The 15,067-nt window shown below is 64.7% G+C and carries 16 protein-coding genes; 11 read left to right on the top strand and 5 right to left on the bottom strand.

Annotation, left to right across the window (positions count from 1 at the left end; genetic code table 11):
• Window positions 1–2: 2 nt before the first annotated feature.
• Window positions 3–2,294 (top strand): xanthine dehydrogenase family protein molybdopterin-binding subunit, encoded by a 2,292-nt coding sequence (locus tag JQ617_RS28160; protein ID WP_212029162.1) that lies wholly within the window; start codon window positions 3–5, stop codon window positions 2,292–2,294.
• Window positions 2,295–2,356: 62 nt separating this feature from the next.
• Window positions 2,357–2,821 carry an FKBP-type peptidyl-prolyl cis-trans isomerase gene (locus JQ617_RS28155; protein WP_212029161.1) on the top strand — a complete coding sequence of 155 codons (465 nt, stop codon included), beginning with the start codon at window positions 2,357–2,359 and terminating at the stop codon, window positions 2,819–2,821.
• Window positions 2,822–2,994: 173 nt separating this feature from the next.
• Here JQ617_RS28155 and JQ617_RS28150 read toward each other — a convergent pair whose 3' ends face one another.
• Window positions 2,995–3,213, bottom strand: a complete 219-nt coding sequence (locus JQ617_RS28150) for a CsbD family protein (protein WP_212029160.1) — start codon at window positions 3,211–3,213, stop codon at window positions 2,995–2,997.
• Window positions 3,214–3,341: 128 nt separating this feature from the next.
• Between JQ617_RS28150 and JQ617_RS28145 the strand changes: the two genes are divergently transcribed.
• The 3 genes from JQ617_RS28145 to JQ617_RS28135 all read left to right on the top strand — a co-directional run bounded on the left by JQ617_RS28145 (window position 3,342) and on the right by JQ617_RS28135 (window position 4,947).
• Complete coding sequence (locus JQ617_RS28145; protein ID WP_212029159.1) at window positions 3,342–3,860, top strand: cupin domain-containing protein; 519 nt, start codon at window positions 3,342–3,344, stop codon at window positions 3,858–3,860.
• 134 nt (window positions 3,861–3,994) lie between these two features.
• Window positions 3,995–4,423, top strand: coding sequence for a VOC family protein (locus JQ617_RS28140; protein ID WP_212029158.1), 429 nt, complete (start codon window positions 3,995–3,997; stop codon window positions 4,421–4,423).
• Between the two features lie 35 nt (window positions 4,424–4,458).
• Window positions 4,459–4,947 (top strand): VOC family protein, encoded by a 489-nt coding sequence (locus tag JQ617_RS28135; RefSeq protein ID WP_145667699.1) that lies wholly within the window; start codon window positions 4,459–4,461, stop codon window positions 4,945–4,947.
• Window positions 4,948–5,075: 128 nt separating this feature from the next.
• Here JQ617_RS28135 and JQ617_RS28130 read toward each other — a convergent pair whose 3' ends face one another.
• Entirely contained in the window at window positions 5,076–6,203 is a 1,128-nt protein-coding gene (locus JQ617_RS28130; protein WP_212029157.1) for a hypothetical protein, read from the bottom strand.
• A gap of 2 nt (window positions 6,204–6,205) precedes the next feature.
• Window positions 6,206–6,907 (bottom strand): FecR family protein, encoded by a 702-nt coding sequence (locus JQ617_RS28125; protein ID WP_212029156.1) that lies wholly within the window; start codon window positions 6,905–6,907, stop codon window positions 6,206–6,208.
• A 51-nt stretch (window positions 6,908–6,958) separates the two neighbouring features.
• Between JQ617_RS28125 and JQ617_RS28120 the strand changes: the two genes are divergently transcribed.
• Window positions 6,959–8,389 (top strand): phospholipid carrier-dependent glycosyltransferase, encoded by a 1,431-nt coding sequence (locus tag JQ617_RS28120; RefSeq protein WP_212029155.1) that lies wholly within the window; start codon window positions 6,959–6,961, stop codon window positions 8,387–8,389.
• Between the two features lie 63 nt (window positions 8,390–8,452).
• On the opposite strand, the gene JQ617_RS28115 is transcribed toward JQ617_RS28120, so the two are convergent.
• Window positions 8,453–9,094 carry an OmpA family protein gene (locus JQ617_RS28115; RefSeq protein ID WP_212029154.1) on the bottom strand — a complete coding sequence of 214 codons (642 nt, stop codon included), beginning with the start codon at window positions 9,092–9,094 and terminating at the stop codon, window positions 8,453–8,455.
• Window positions 9,095–9,627: 533 nt separating this feature from the next.
• Between JQ617_RS28115 and JQ617_RS28110 the strand changes: the two genes are divergently transcribed.
• The 3 genes from JQ617_RS28110 to JQ617_RS28100 all read left to right on the top strand — a co-directional run bounded on the left by JQ617_RS28110 (window position 9,628) and on the right by JQ617_RS28100 (window position 11,515).
• A complete protein-coding gene (locus tag JQ617_RS28110) occupies window positions 9,628–9,873 on the top strand; it encodes a hypothetical protein (protein ID WP_212029426.1) in 246 nt (81 codons plus the stop codon).
• A gap of 113 nt (window positions 9,874–9,986) precedes the next feature.
• Window positions 9,987–10,241, top strand: a complete 255-nt coding sequence (locus JQ617_RS28105; protein WP_212029153.1) for a hypothetical protein — start codon at window positions 9,987–9,989, stop codon at window positions 10,239–10,241.
• 107 nt (window positions 10,242–10,348) lie between these two features.
• Complete coding sequence (locus JQ617_RS28100) at window positions 10,349–11,515, top strand: winged helix-turn-helix domain-containing protein (RefSeq protein ID WP_212029152.1); 1,167 nt, start codon at window positions 10,349–10,351, stop codon at window positions 11,513–11,515.
• A 120-nt stretch (window positions 11,516–11,635) separates the two neighbouring features.
• On the opposite strand, the gene JQ617_RS28095 is transcribed toward JQ617_RS28100, so the two are convergent.
• Window positions 11,636–12,064, bottom strand: coding sequence for a ribosomal maturation YjgA family protein (locus tag JQ617_RS28095; protein ID WP_212029151.1), 429 nt, complete (start codon window positions 12,062–12,064; stop codon window positions 11,636–11,638).
• A gap of 77 nt (window positions 12,065–12,141) precedes the next feature.
• Between JQ617_RS28095 and JQ617_RS28090 the strand changes: the two genes are divergently transcribed.
• Together JQ617_RS28090 and JQ617_RS28085 are read left to right on the top strand one after the other, a co-directional pair.
• Window positions 12,142–13,473, top strand: a complete 1,332-nt coding sequence (locus tag JQ617_RS28090) for an MFS transporter (RefSeq protein WP_212029150.1) — start codon at window positions 12,142–12,144, stop codon at window positions 13,471–13,473.
• Window positions 13,474–13,777: 304 nt separating this feature from the next.
• Window positions 13,778–14,884, top strand: a complete 1,107-nt coding sequence (locus JQ617_RS28085) for an efflux RND transporter periplasmic adaptor subunit (protein ID WP_145667713.1) — start codon at window positions 13,778–13,780, stop codon at window positions 14,882–14,884.
• The last annotated feature ends 183 nt before the right edge of the window (window positions 14,885–15,067 follow it).

Here is a 15,067-nt window from a genome sequence, read left to right as displayed (position 1 = left end):
CCATGACCGCTGCAGCTCCCGAGCCGAAGGCGAATATGGGCAAGCCGGTGCCGCGCTATGACGCGGTCTCGAAAGTCACGGGACGGGCGACCTATGCGTCTGACATGCCCTTGCCCGGTCCGGCCTACGCGTTCCTGGTCACCAGCGCGATCGCCAAGGGCCGCGTCGATGGCTTCGATCTGGACGATGCCAAGGCCGTCCGCGGCGTGATCGACATCGTGACGCACGAGAATGCGCCGAAGCTGAAGGAGTCGAAGCTGTTCAGCAATGGCGGGTATGCCGGGACCACGATCCAGCCGCTGAGATCGGCTGAGATCGCGCATGACGGACAGATCATTGCGGTCGTCATCGCTGAAACCTATGAAGCCGCGCGCGAAGCCGCCAACCGCGTCAAGGTCAGCTATACCGCAGCTGCACCCAGCGCCACCTTCGACTCGCCCGGCACGACCACGGCTGCGGCGAAAGGACAGAACGCGCAGTTCAAGGAAGACGCGAAGGTCGGCGACTTCGCCAAGGCGTTCGATGCGGCAGAGGTCAAGCTGACCGCCGCCTACGATACGCCGACGCAGCACCACAATCCGATGGAGCTGTTCACGACGAGCTGCGCCTGGATGGGCGACGAGCTCGTCATCTACGAGGGCAGCCAGTACGTCTATGGCCTCAAGAACGGCGTGGCCGAGCAGCTCGGCATCGACGCCGACAAGGTGCGCGTGGTCAATCCTTATGTCGGCGGCGGCTTTGGCTCGCGCGGGTCGATGACGCCGCGCACGGCCATCATCGCCGGCATCGCCAGGCGGCTGAACCGGCCGATCAAGCTGGTTCCGACCCGCGACCAGGGATTTACCATCGCGACCTATCGCGCGGAGACCCGCCACGAGATCAAGCTCGGCGCCAGCCGCGACGGCAAGCTCACCGCGCTCAGGCACGAGGGCGCCGAGGTGTCCTCGCGGCCGGACGCCTATTGCGTCGGCGGCACCAAGACCACGACGCGGCTCTATGCCTGTCCGAATGTCGACAGCCTGGTGTCGATCGTGCGCGCCGACCGCAACACGCCCGGCTTCATGCGCTCGCCGCCGGAAGTGCCGTACCTGTTCGCCCTGGAAAGCGCGCTGGACGAGCTCGCGGTGAAGCTGGACATGGATCCGGTCGAGCTGCGCCGCATCAACGACACCACCAATGAGCCGATCGAAGGCAAGCCCTACACATCGCGGTCGCTGATGGCGTGCTTCGACGAGGCCGCCAAGGCGTTCGGCTGGTCGCAGCGATCGCCGCAGCCGAAATCGATGTCGGAGGGCGACTGGCTGATCGGCTATGGCTGTGCCGCCACCTGCTACCCGACCCAGATGGCGCCGTCCGCGGCGCGCGTTCGCCTGCAGCGCGACGGCCGCACCCGCGTCGAGATCGCCGGCCATGAGATCGGGACGGGCGCCTATACGATCATCGCGCAGACCGCGGCCGAACGGCTCGGCGTGCCCCTGGAGAAGGTATCGGTGTTCATGGGCGACAGCGACCTGCCGCCGGGGCCGGTCGCGGGCGGTTCGAACTCGACCGCCAGCACCTGCTCTGCGGTGATGATGGTGTGCGACCAGATTCGCCAGCGGCTGTTCAAGGCGGTGATGCCGGGCGACAGCCTCACGGACAAGGCCAAGGAGACCGTCGGCATCAGCCCGGCGCCCACCACCCAGGCCGCGAAGAGCGATCGTCCGCTCGATATCGAGAAGGCGTTCGATGCGCTCGGCGTCGGTGTGGTCGAGGAATATGGTGAGTGGAAGCCGGAGGGCGCGCCGCTTGACTCGTTCAAGGCCATGCATAGCGGGCACGCCCGGCTGGTTGGCGGTCACCAGATGAAGGACAGGATCGCCTACGCTTTCGGTGCCGAGTTCGTCGAGGTCCGGGTCAACCGCTTCACGCACGAAATCCGCTGTCCGCGCCTCGTCGGCGCCTTCGCGGCCGGCCGCATCATGAACCCGCGCACGGCGCGCAGCCAGCTGATGGGCGGCCTGATCTGGGGCATGTCCTCGGCGCTGCTCGAGGCCACCGAGATCGACGAGCGCTACGCGCGCTACGTCAACGACAATCTTGCCGACTATCTCGTGCCGGTGAATGCTGATGTGCCTGGCGTCGAGGTCATCCTGCTCTCGGAGCAAGACGATCACATCAACTCCGCGGGTGCGAAGGGCCTGGGCGAGCTCGCCAATGTCGGCACCAATGCCGCCATCTGCAATGCGATCTACCACGCCACCGGTCAGCGCATCCGCAAGCTCCCGGTCCGGCTGGAAAATATCGAGGTCTAAAGGGGGTGGAAACGGCAACGGCGTTGGGTTAGACACCTCCCGCCTCAAATGGAAGGTGTCATATGCAGCGTTTCCAGCGCATGCTCCTCGCTATCATGTCGGCACTCGCGATCACGGTGATCGCCGGCGTGTCCGATTTTGTTTCCACCACGGCCTCGGCCCAGACCGCAGGAAAGACCATGACCACAGCTTCAGGCTTGCAGATCATCGACAGCACTGTCGGCACCGGCGCCTCGCCGCAGCCCGGCCAGATCTGTGTGATGCACTATACCGGTTGGCTCTATGAGAACGGCCAGAAGGGCAAGAAATTCGACTCGTCCGTCGACCGCAAGGAGCCGTTCGAGTTTCCGATCGGCAAGGGCCGCGTGATCGCGGGTTGGGACGAGGGCGTCGCGTCGATGAAGGTCGGCGGCAAGCGCACGCTGATCATTCCGCCGCAGCTCGGCTACGGCGCGCGCGGTGCCGGCGGCGTGATCCCGCCGAACGCGACGCTGATGTTCGACGTGGAATTGCTCGCGGTGAAGTAACTCACGTCTCCACGTCGTCATGCCCGGGCTTGTCCCGGGCATCCACGTTCTTTCTTTGACGTGGCTAAGACGTGGATGGCCGGGTCAAGCCCGGCCATGACGGAGAGAGCGAGACAAGCAAAACAAAAAGACCGGCCTTGCGGCCGGTCTTTTCGCTTTCAGACGGACGCGCGTTATTCCGCCGCGCGACGTGCGGCCGCTGCGGCGCGATCCATCGCTTCCTTCGCGGCGTCCTTGGCATCACCCATGGCCTTCTGGCCCTTGCCCTTGACTTCCTGAACCGCGCCTTCGCCCTGCAAGCGATCCGAACCAGTGGCTTCACCGATGCCCTGCTTGGCCTTGCCGATCGCTTCGTTGGCGTTGCCCTTGATCTTGTCGGTCGTGCTACCCATGAAACTCTCCTTCCATTTCGCTCGGAAGGACAACGTCAGGCAACTACGAGAGTTCCGATTTTGGTATGGCTTGAAGATATGGCTTTGGGTTACTTTGCCGCGCACGGAACCAACAGAAAGCAAGTCCCATGACCGGCCATGACCATTCGCATTCCCACCATGACCACGATCACGATCACGAGGATCGCTGGAAACATGATGGCGTGCGCGTCATTCCCGGCAACCAGCTCGACACCAACGTGCCGTCGACGGCGGGCATGGACCGCGCGGCCGCGATCAATTTCGCGCGCGTCGGCGCGCAGAAACTTTGGGCGGGCACGGTCAGCATCAAGCCCGATGCCAAGACCGGTGCGCACCACCACGGCCATCTCGAAAGCGTCATCTACGTGGTGAAGGGCAAGGCGCGGATGCGCTGGGGCGAGAAGCTGCAATTCACCGCGGAAGCCGGCCCCGGCGATTTCATCTTCGTTCCGCCCTACGTGCCCCACCAGGAGATCAATGCCAGCCCGGACGAGGTGCTGGAATGCGTGCTGGTGCGCAGCGACGGCGAGGCGGTGGCGATCAACCTCGACATCGAGCCGGTCGAGAAGCCCGAGACGGTGCTGTGGATCGACCCGGTGCACCGGGATCCCAACGAGAAGAAGTAAGGCCGGCCTGAGCGCCGGCTGGTCCCTGTGCGGCAGAACCACGCAGGGCGCATCTGATAAAAATATCCGGAAGCGGTGTCGGGTGGCCGTCGGGCCATCCGTCCTTGGGCAGAACCCCGCCCACGGAGCTTCCGATGCCCAGGATGATTTTCGTCAATTTGCCGGTGACCGACCTCAAGCGCGCGACCGCTTTCTATGAGGCGGTCGGCGCGGTCAGGAACCCGCAATTCTGTGACGACACGGCGAGCTGCATGGTCCTCTCCGAGACCATTTTCGTCATGCTCCTGACCCACGACAAGTTTCGCCAGTTCACGCCGAAGCCGATCTCGGACGCTAGGACCTCGAACCAGGCGCTGTTCTGCCTGTCCGCGGACAGCCGCGACGAGGTCGACGATATCGTCGCCAGGGCCGAAGCCGCCGGCGGGGTCGCCGACCCCGGCCCGAAAGACGAGTACAGCTTCATGTACGGCCGCAGCTTCGAGGACCCCGACGGCCACATGTGGGGCGTGAACTGGATGGACCTCGCGGCCTTCGCCGCGCAGTCCGACATGGCGCCCGCCTGATCGAAACCCCAGTCAGCTGAAGAGGAGCATTCACGATGTCCAAGGTCGTGCCCTGCATGTGGTTCAACGGCGATGCCGAAGACGCCGCGAAATTCTACACCTCGCTGGTGCCGAACTCCGAGATCACGCACGTTCAGCGCAATGTTTCGGACGGCCCGTCCGGCAAGACGGGCTCGGTGCTCGTCGTCGAGTTCACGGTGGCCGGGCAGCCGCTGGTCGCGCTCAATGGCGGCATGAAGATGGAGTACACCCACGCGATCTCGCTGATGATCCATTGCGACGACCAGGCCCAGGTCGACAGCGTCTGGAGCGCGTTCCTCGCTCACGGCGGCAAGGAAGAACAGTGCGGCTGGCTCAGGGATCGCTGGGGCGTGGCCTGGCAGGTGGTGCCGAAAGTGATGTTCGAGTTCCTGTCGAGCCCCGACCGGGCCGCCGCCGCGCGTGCAATGCAGGCCATGATGAAGATGGTGAAGCTGGACTCGGATGCCTTGCGGCGGGCGTTCGAGGGCAAGTCGGCGGCGTGACTCGTGCCACGTACTTAGTGCCGTAGGGTGGGCAAAGCGAAGCGTGCCCACCACCTTTCGCAAATGGAGACGGATGGTGGGCACGGCGCTCTCGCGCCTTTGCCCACCCTACGAGACCATGCATGGTCTCAATAATTGATCCGTAACCCCACGCCGCCGTGGATCGTATTCCCCACCGGCTGCGGGCCCAGCGTGCCGTTGGCGAACAGGTCCACGATCCAGCCCTTCTGCACGCGGAAGCCGAGGCGGCCGCCATATTCGAACCAGCCCTGGTTGCCCATCGTCGGCACCACAGTGCCGTTGCCGGTCACGGTGGCGACGATGCCGCTATGGCTGGCGAACGACTGCACCCAGCCGCCATTGATGTTGGTCTCGATGTTGCCGGCGAACAGATGCGTCCATTGGCCGCCGATCTTGACCAGATTGGTGCGATCCGTGCCGGTCGCGATGCTGGCGTCGAATGGATTGAACGCCACGGCGCTGTCGCTATAGCCGGAGACGCGCTGCCAGAGTTGCCAGACCTCGATCGAAGCTGCGACCTCGTCGCGCGGTGACACCCGGCTGATCCAGCCGGCGCGGCCGTAGACCGCGTAGTTCGAGGCGTTGGTCGAGCTCGTGACGCTCACCGGGCCGAGGCTGGTGTCGTAGCTGCGCGTGTAACGCGCCTTCTCCCATGGCGTCAGGATGGTGCCGACGTCGAAGAACGGGCGCGAGGAGCCCCAATCGGTGAAGTCGTAGCGCAGCGCGAAGGCACCGATCGGCGCGCTGGTGATCTTGTAGCCGCCCTCGTTGTACTGGGTGTAGGCGATGCCGGCGAGCAGCGACAGATTGTTGGTCAATTCCTTGCGGCCGTGGATGCCGGCCGAGAACGAGCCCGCCGAGCCGAACGCGCTGATGCAGTCGCTGCAATTGACCTGCTCGTTGACGCCGAGCAGCACCGTCCCGAGCACCCGGTTGGTGATCATCTGGTTGAAGCGCTGATTGGCGAGGCCGCCGATCGAATTGCCGCTGGAGTCGGCGCCCGTCGGTGTCGGGCTCGGGGACGGATACGGGTTCGGCGATGGTGACGGAGAGGGGATCGGCGACGGAGAGGGCGAAGGTGAGGGAGAATAGGTCGGTGTGGGAGTCGGTCCGGTGGTGCACTCGGACTCGCACGCCGCCTGGGCTGCAGCCGGGTGGATGTCCAGCGCGACAAAGGCAAGTGCAGTGGTCAGCACGCCGGCAAGGATGAGCCGTCCAAAGTGGAATTTTGCCATCGTCAGCGCCCGCACAGCATGCCGTCGTCATGGACGGCGGGCGTGATGGTCGGCGAGGCGTCGGCATATTGGTTGACCGCGCACAGTCCCGCACTCGCGGCGCAGTTGGCGGCGAAGGTCCAGGGCGGCGTATTGGTCTTGGTGATCGAGACCTTGCCGCCGGTGGACGTGATGATTGCGGTGTCGCCGGGCTGGGTGAGCTGCACGCACTGGAAGCTCGTCGTGCAGACGCTGGCCGCGCCGTCCTGAAGCACGACGACGGAGCGGCCGCGCTGGGACAGGATGTCGAGCGTGGTGCCGCGCACCCCGATGGTCGCGAGCGGCGTCGTGATCTTGTAGGCGGTCTTTTCGGAATGCCCGGTGACGAAGCGGAATGCGCCGGTCGTCATGCGGATCGCGACGTCGCGATAACTGTGCTCGTCGTTGAAGACGGTGCGGTCGAGCTTCAGCGTCGCGCTCGGGCCGAGCGACAGATTGGTGCTGTCGGCCATGACGAACCGCGCGGCGCTGTCGGCGCCGGTGCGTACGGTCTCGTCGCGCAGCATGCTGTCGCCGACGCTGATCGGCGTCGTGGTCGCGGCGACGCGCACCACTTCATTCTGGATCACGACTGCTTCGCCGACGCGCGTCTGCGCCTGTGCGCAGGGCGCCGCGCACAGAGCGGCCGACAGCAGTGTGGGGAAAAGCCAGAAACGCAAATTCATTTCGCAACCGATCGATGTGTCCCTGATCGTACCGGATCGCGCGCGCTTCTGATGTGGCGAAATTATCACAAGCGGCGCGGGACCTGCGCTATGCTTAGTGACAGTTGCGGCAGAATGCGTTCAATGAAAAGTGCCGTCCCTGTTTTTCTCCGCGGTGAAGCAGATTTGCCACGTAAAAAATCCCCACAAGAGTCGCTTGAAGCAGCGCCGGTTCCGATGATGTCGCGAAGCGCAGTGATCGCTGTCGCGATTTTCCTGATCGCGCATCTGGCGCTGCTGATCGGACTCACCACGCCTGAGAAGTTCGTCTTCGACGAGGTGCATTACGTACCGGCGGCGCGGCAGATGCTGACGCCCGTGATGTCGCAGCCGATGCTCAATCCGATGCATCCGCCGCTGGCCAAGGAGCTGATCGCGGCCTCGATCGCGACCTTCGGCGACAACGCGCTGGGCTGGCGTTATCCGGCGACATTGTTCGGCGCGCTCGCCATCGTCGCGATCTATCTGTGCGGCCTTGCGCTGTTCGCGGCGCAAGGGCCGGCGATCGCCGCCGCGCTGATCGCCGCCTTCAACCAGATGCTCTACGTGCAGGCGCGCGTTGCGATGCTCGACATCTTTGCCCTCGGCTTCGGCCTGCTCGCGATCGCGGCCTTCATGCACGGCTTTCGCAGGGAGCGCCCGCATGCGCTGTTCGCGGTGGCGGGCGCCCTGTTCGGCTGTGCCGCCGCCTGCAAATGGAGCGGGCTGTTTCCCCTCGGCGTCTGCATCGTCATCGTCGCATTGATCCGTCTGCTGCAGGGCTGGCGCACGCTGTTCGCCGACGCGAGGCCGGACGACTGGTACCGGCCCGACCTCTGGTCCGACTTCAGGGCGCGCGATGCCGTGCTCTGCTTCGCCGTGCTGCCGGCCCTGACCTATCTTGCCGCGTTCGTGCCGCTTTACGGATTGTCGCTGCCCGATCTGATCGAGGCGCAGCGCCGGATCTTTGCCGACAACACCACGACCGCGATTGCCGGCCACACCTATATGAGCTCGTGGCCATCCTGGCCGCTGCTCGCGCGGCCGGTGTGGTTCCTGTTCGACAAGACGTCGGACGATAACGTCGCCGCCATCGTCTTCCTCGGTAATCCGCTGGTGCTGTGGCCGGCACTGGCCGCGCTCGTCGTCGTGCTGCGCGACGTCCTCGTCGCGCGACGGTGGGATGCGTTCCTGATCGCGGCGTTCTATTTTGGCTGCTGGCTCGCCTGGGCGTTGCTGCCGCGCACGCTCGGTTTCATTTACTATTATCTGCCCGCCGCAACGCTCGCATCACTTGCACTGGTCTATGTGCTGCGAAGAGAGGAGCTGCCGCGCTGGCTGCTCTGGGCCTATGTCGGCATCGCCGCGATCGGCTTTGCGGTCATGCTGCCGATCTCGGCCGCCTTCATCGGCACGTCGATGCAGACTTTCAATCGGCTGATGCTGTTCCAGAGCTGGATCTGACAGCAGAAAGCCGCCTGCCGTTCGCGCGGCAGGCGGCTTGTTGATTGGCGATGACTTTTCAGATCATTTCGACGCGGTCTTGGTGTCCATGTTCACGACCTGGACGCGGCGATTGATCGGGTCGGCACCGTTGGCGGTGTCCTTCAGCTTGGTCTTGCCGTAGCCGACGGTGACGAGATCGGTGCCGTTGAGGCCGTAGTTCTGCACCAGGTACTTCTTGATAGTGTCGGCGCGCCGTTCGGAGAGGCCCTGATTGTAGTCTTCGCCGCCGACCGCGTCGGTGTGGCCGGCGACCACGAAGGTCGAGCCCTTCAGCGCGGGGTCGGACAGCGCCTTGCCGAGCGCCTGCACCGACGGCACCGAGGTCTTGGCGATGTCGGCCGAGTTGTAGTCGAACTGGATCTCCAGATCGATCTTCGGCTTGGTCGCAGCGAGCTCGGCGATCTGCTCGCGCTCGCCCGTGGAGAGCGACCGGGTCGAGCGGTTGCGCACCGTGTTCAGGAAGGTCGCTTCCTTGGCCTGCGCGGTCGGGTCGGCCTGCGGCCCGACGGACAGGCCGCGGGTCGCCGGCTTCGGCTTGAGCGCATCCAGGATCTTGTCGGTCGAGACGTTGTTGTCGCCGGCCAGAGCCAGGCCTGCCGTCATCGACAGCGCCGCGGAGAGAGTAATCGCCTTCAGTCCAAAAAACTTATCGAAACGGGTCATTGTCGTATCCTCGATGTTACGCCTGATGGCGATTTGATGCTGCGAGCATAGGAGAGGTTCAAAAGCCCGGGTGTGATCTTGGTCACGGTGTCAACGGCAGATTCCGTGGCGATCCCTTGGGTTTCGGGGCGTTTTGGCTGCCGGAAGCAGGCCGCCGCTGCTCTGGTCCTCGAGCCGGCGCGCTGGGTGAACTTCGATGGTCGCGCCCGCTCCCCCTAGGGGTTCGAGGCGCTGCAGCGCCGGCGTGATCCGGATCACGTTGGCGCTGCCCGGCGGCCCGGCGGCGAAAGTCGAAGCCGGCGCGCGCCGGACCATGCGGCCCGGTTCACTTGCGGAAACCTCTGCACACCGATCGTCGCAAAGCCGTCCCGGCGCGGCCTGCTCGCGAACAACAAATCGGCCAGATGCGCGCCTAGCAGGGGTCTTCGCCACCAATCGCAGACGAAGGAGCCGAGTTCCGTCCAGTGCCGAGGCCGAGTGATTATCAATTCTATCGCAGCGGCCTGCCGGATCGGACTGTGTTCCTGAATTCCCTGCCCATCTATGTCGGCGCGGCCATGATCGCGGTGGCGATCCTGTTGTCGACGCTGATCACGGGGCTGACCTCCCGCTATGTCGGCCTCGAAGCGCCGAACGACGAGAACATGTGGCTGGTGGACCGCCTCACCGGCAGCGTCTATCGCTGCCAGGCCGAGGGGCGCGGCAAGGCGGCCTGCGAACCCGACGTTGCGACCGGCAGCATCGGAGGCCAGCCCAAGGCGCCGAAGGATGGGCGCTGATCCCTTCGCAACGCAGCAAGAAAATTGTCTTCTCCGGGAAACGTCCGCGCGAGAGAATACGTAACTGCGAGGCCGGCATGACGCCGGTTTCGTTTTACGGAGGAGACTTTTCGATGAAGATTTTGCTCACGACCGCAGCCTTTGTCGCGTTCACTCTTTCGCTGTCCCCCGCATCCGCCGCGATGATGGCGTGCACCTCGGACAACATGATGAAGTCCGCCGCCGCGATGGGCGGCACGCCGGACACGCCGGCCAAGATGGCGGCGAACAAGGAAATGGCCATGGCCAATACCGACATGAGCAACGGCAAGATGAAGAGCGCCTGCATGCACTACATGAAGTCGCAGAAGGCGATGTCGATGAAGTAGGCGCGCCGCGCGCATCATCCAGCCGCGCTGTCAGCAGATGGCAGCGCGGCTTCGTCTTTTCGATCTCCCTTTTTCCCGGCGCGAATCCCGCTACATTGTGTCCCGCAATGTCACGCGCGCCCAAACCGCTCCCCCTCAGCACCAACAAGGCCCGGCAGCTCTGGCTGCGTGCCCAGCGCCTGGATGAGCGCACCCCTTTCGGCGAGGGCGCGCAGGCCGTCGCGGACGCGGTCTCCCATCTCGGCTATGTCCAGATCGACACCATCAACGTCATCGAGCGCTGCCACCACCACATCCTGTTCAGCCGCATCCCGTCCTATCGCCGCGCCGATCTGCGCCAGGCCCAGAGCGCCGACAGGAGCGTGTTCGAATACTGGACCCACGCGCTGTCCTACGTGCCGGCCGGTGACTTCCGCTTCTTCCTCCCTGCCATGCGCGAGCACAAGCGCGAGGGCCATAAATGGTACGCCTCGGTCAAGCCGGCCGACACGCGCAAGGTGATGCGGCTGTTGCGCGCCGGCCCGCTGACGATCCGCGATATCGAGGACGACGTGCTCACCGAGAAGGAGCACCTGTGGCAGAGTCGCAAGCCCTCCAAGCGCGCCTTGCAGCTCGCCTTCTACACCGGTGTTGCGACCGTCAGCGAGCGCCAGGGCATGCTCAAGACCTATGAGCTGATGACGCGGCATTTCGGCTGGGACAAGCTGCCGAAGCCGGCATCGGCCAGGGACATCACAACCTACCTGCTCGACCGGGCGCTGCGCTCGCAAGGTGTTGTCAGTTTGGATTCGATCTGCCATCTCGACGCGCCCAGCAAGAAGGCGGTCGCCGGCCTGATCGCCGCGCGCGTCCGCCGCGGCGAGCTCGTGCCCGTCGCGATCGACGGCGCCGGCAAGCAGGAGCATTGGGCGCAGCCCGCGGTGCTGGAGGCGGGCGGCGAGGGGCCGTCGCCCGACCTCGTCCACATCCTCTCGCCGTTCGATCCCCTGATCATCCAGCGCAAGCGCACCAATCTCATCTTTGGCTACAACCATCTGTTCGAAGCCTATGTGCCCAAGGCCAAGCGCAAGCTCGGCTATTTCGCGCTGCCGGTGCTGGTCGGCGACGAGATCGTCGCCGCGCTGGACCTCAAGACCGACAGGCAGGCGAAGAAGCTGCTGATGCAGAAATGGACCTGGGTCGGCGAGGGGAAGAAGACGGCGGGGCGCAAGGAGCTGAAGCGCGTGATCGAGGACGAGCTCGATCGGTTCGAGCGGTTTCAGCTCGCGGAGTGAGATGCTCGCCACGGTGTCGGTCCCGTAGGGTGGGTTAGCGCAGCGTAACCCACCACTTCTCCCGCCGCGGAAACCAAAGAGGTGGGTTACGCCAAGGGACTGCGCTTCGCGCAGCCCGGGCTAACCCACCCTACGAAGTTGGGCGAACCGATCGATCCAAACCCCAAACCCAATCCCCGCCGCATACGCCACCAGATTCCACAGCGAGAAGATGCGCCCGAGCAGCAGCGCGCCTGCCGTGGTCAGACGGAAGGCGTCGAGCCATGGCGTGTGGACCAGCCGGGAGAGTTCGACCACGAGCGCGATCGCCATCGCAATGGCCGCGAGCTGTGCCGGGGGCAGTCGCGGCAACAGAACACCGGCGAGCAAGAACACCATCGTCGCCCACAGCAGCGAGCCGCCATACTTCACCACGAAGGCGGGAAGGCCGAGGGGAAAGCCGTACCACCGCAAGGACAGCCCGCAGGCGATCACGACCAAGGCGAGGGCGGCGCGGATCAGCGATGTCCGGAGCGGGGCTGCGGAGTTGACCGGTTGCGTCCCATGCATTGCTCGCTCCATTGACTCTTGGCCCGCGATGCTCAAAACGGCTCAAGCCCATAAAAGCAACAACCCCGGGGGAAGCCATGAGCCAGACCACGACCTATGCCGGTTCCGCCGGCGGAGCCAAGAGCGAAATCGAGACCTCGACCATCCGCGCCATTTCCTGGCGCCTGATTCCGTTCCTGGTGCTGGCCTACTTCTTCTCCTATCTCGACCGCGTCAATCTCGGCTTCGCCGCGCTGACCATGAACGCGGAGCTGAAGTTCACGCCGCTGATCTTCTCCTGGGGCGCGGGCATCTTCTTCATCGGCTATTTCATCTTCGAGGTGCCGAGCAATCTGGCGCTGGAGAAGTTCGGCGCCAGCCGCTGGATCGCCCGCATCATGGTGACCTGGGGCATCATCTCGGCGCTGATGGCGATGGTCAGCGGCGTCACCAGCTTCTATGTCCTGCGCTTCCTGCTCGGCGTCGCCGAAGCCGGTTTCTTCCCCGGCATCATCCTCTATCTCACCTATTGGTATCCGGCCGAATATCGCGCCCGCTTCCTTGCGGCCTTCGCCGTTGCGGTGCCGATCTCGACCGTGATCGGCGCGCCGATCTCCGGCCTGCTGCTCGGGCTCGACGGCCTGATGGGCCTGAAGGGATGGCAGTGGCTGTTCATTCTCGAGGGCATCCCCTCGGTGCTGCTCGGCATCGTCACCTGGTTTTACCTGACCGACAGGCCGGAGAAGGCGGACTGGCTTTCGGCCGAGCAGAAGGCCTGGCTCAAGACGAAGCTTGATGCTGAGACCGCGGCCAAGCAGGCCGCGAAGCATCTGACGCTGGGCGAGGCGCTGTCCTCGCCCAAGGTGATCATGCTGAGCCTGATCTATTTCGGCTTCGTCGGCGCGCTCTACGGCATGCAGTTCTGGCTGCCGCAGATCGTCAAGGCGTTCGGTCTCACCAATGCGCAGACCGGCTTCGTCACCGCGATCCCCTATCTGTTCGGCACGATCGCCATGATCCTGTGGGCGCGGCACTCGGATGCCACGCGTGAGCGCGTGATGCATGTCGGCGCGCCCATGATCCTGATCGCGATCGCGCTCGCCGTCTCCAGCTATCTCACCGACCCCACCATGACGATGGTGGCGCTGACCTTCGCCGCCATCGGCGTGTTCTGCGTCTTCGGCGTATTCTGGACGTTGCCGACGGCATGGCTCTCGGGCACCGCGGCGGCCGGCGGCATCGCGCTGATCAACTCGATCGGCAATCTCGCCGGCTTCGGTGGCCCTTATCTGATCGGCTGGGTCAAGGAAGCGACGGGCCAGACCTCGCACGGCTTGCTGGTGCTCGCCGTGCTGCCCCTGATCGCCGGCATTCTCGTCTTCATCGGCGGCCACGAGACCAAGCACGAGTTCGTCGAGCAGAAGCGGTAAGCCGAGCAAACGGTCCCGTAGGGTGGGCAAAGCGAAAGCGTGCCCACCAGACCGTTATTGCGATCTGTAAATGAGAGACGGCGGGCACGGCGCTAGCGCGCCTTTGCCCACCCTACGGCACCTCGCCTGAGGCCCTTGACCAGGCTAGGGGGCCTCAGGTCGCCCTACCATCACACCTTCCTGACAATCCCTCCCAATCCTTACCACCCCTTAACGATCACGCTTTCCTGATGACTGACGATTATTGACTTTTATCAGTGATTAGTCGACATTCCTCTCATTGCAGCCGCAGGAGTGTCCTCCGATGTTCGTTCGGTCCGTTTTGTCCAGCTATTCCAAGCTGTTGGCGGGTGTTTCGCTGGCCCTGATGGCCGCGGCCCTGGCTGGGTGCAATGACACCGTCGCTGAAAAAGCCGAGCCGCCGCGGCCGGTTCTGGTGGCGACCGCCCATTATGATGCCGAGACCCCCGAGCGCAGCTTCGTCGGCACCGTGCGGCCCCGGATCGAGAGCGATCTCGGCTTCCGCGTCGCCGGCAAGGTCGCCAAGCGCCTGGTCGAGGTCGGCCAGACCGTCGAGATCGGCCAGCCGCTCGCCACCCTCGACGAGGTCGACCTGAAGCTTCAGGCGGAGCAGGCCGTCGCCGAGCAGACCGCCGCCACTGGCGTCCTGGCCCAGGCTGGCGCCGCCGAGCAGCGCGCCAAGGATCTGAAGGCCAAGGGCTGGACCACGGATGCGCAGCTCGATTCGAGCCGGGCAGCCGCCGACGAAGCGCGTGCGCGCCTCGACCGCGCCGTCCGCTCGGTCGAGTTGACCAAGAATTCCCTTTCCTACGCGACGCTTGTTGCCGACGCCCGTGGCGTCGTCACCGCAACGCTGATCGAGCCCGGCCAGGTGGTCGCCGCGGGCCAGGCTTCGATCCGTGTCGCCCGCTTTGCCGAAAAGGAAGCGGTCGTCGCGATCCCTGAGACGCTGGTCGGACGCGCCAAGTCGGGCGTCGCCAGCGTCACTCTTTGGTCCGAGCCGAACAAGAAATACACGGCGAAGCTTCGCGAGATCGCGCCGGCGGCAGATCCTGCCACCCGCACCTATCTCGCCAAGTTCTCGCTGCCCGAAGCCGACGACAAGGTCGCGCTCGGCATGACCGCGACGCTGTCGCTGTCGGATGCCGCGACCGAACGCGTCGCGCGGTTGCCGCTGTCGGCGCTGTTCAACGAAGGCGGCAAGCCGTCCTTCTACGTCGTCGACGACAACGGTTCGGTCACGCTGAAGCCGGTCGTGGTGAAGTCCTACGAGAGCAACGACGTCGTCATCACCAGCGGTGTCGACGAGGGCGCGAAGATCGTCGCGCTCGGCGTGCAGAAGCTCGATCCGGGCCAGCGGGTGCGGGTCGTGTCGTCATTGAGTTTCTAGCGTCTGTCGTTTTCGGGTTCGCCCCGCGGGCGCCCCGGAATGACAAGGGAAAGTCGAGTTACGTCGTGTGAGGTGAGTTTCGGCCCTTGTCCCTAAGCAAAGGCTGAAGCGGCGAAGCGATCCAGAACCTGCCCAGCCCCCTGGATTGCTTCGCTGCCTCGCGACGATGGTTTGAACGGGCGG

Origin of the sequence: Bradyrhizobium sp. KB893862 SZCCT0404 (assembly GCF_018130885.1) — a bacterium.
GTDB classification, from domain to species: Bacteria; Pseudomonadota; Alphaproteobacteria; order Rhizobiales; family Xanthobacteraceae; genus Bradyrhizobium; species Bradyrhizobium stylosanthis.
This window is presented reverse-complemented; position numbering and strand designations above follow the sequence as displayed.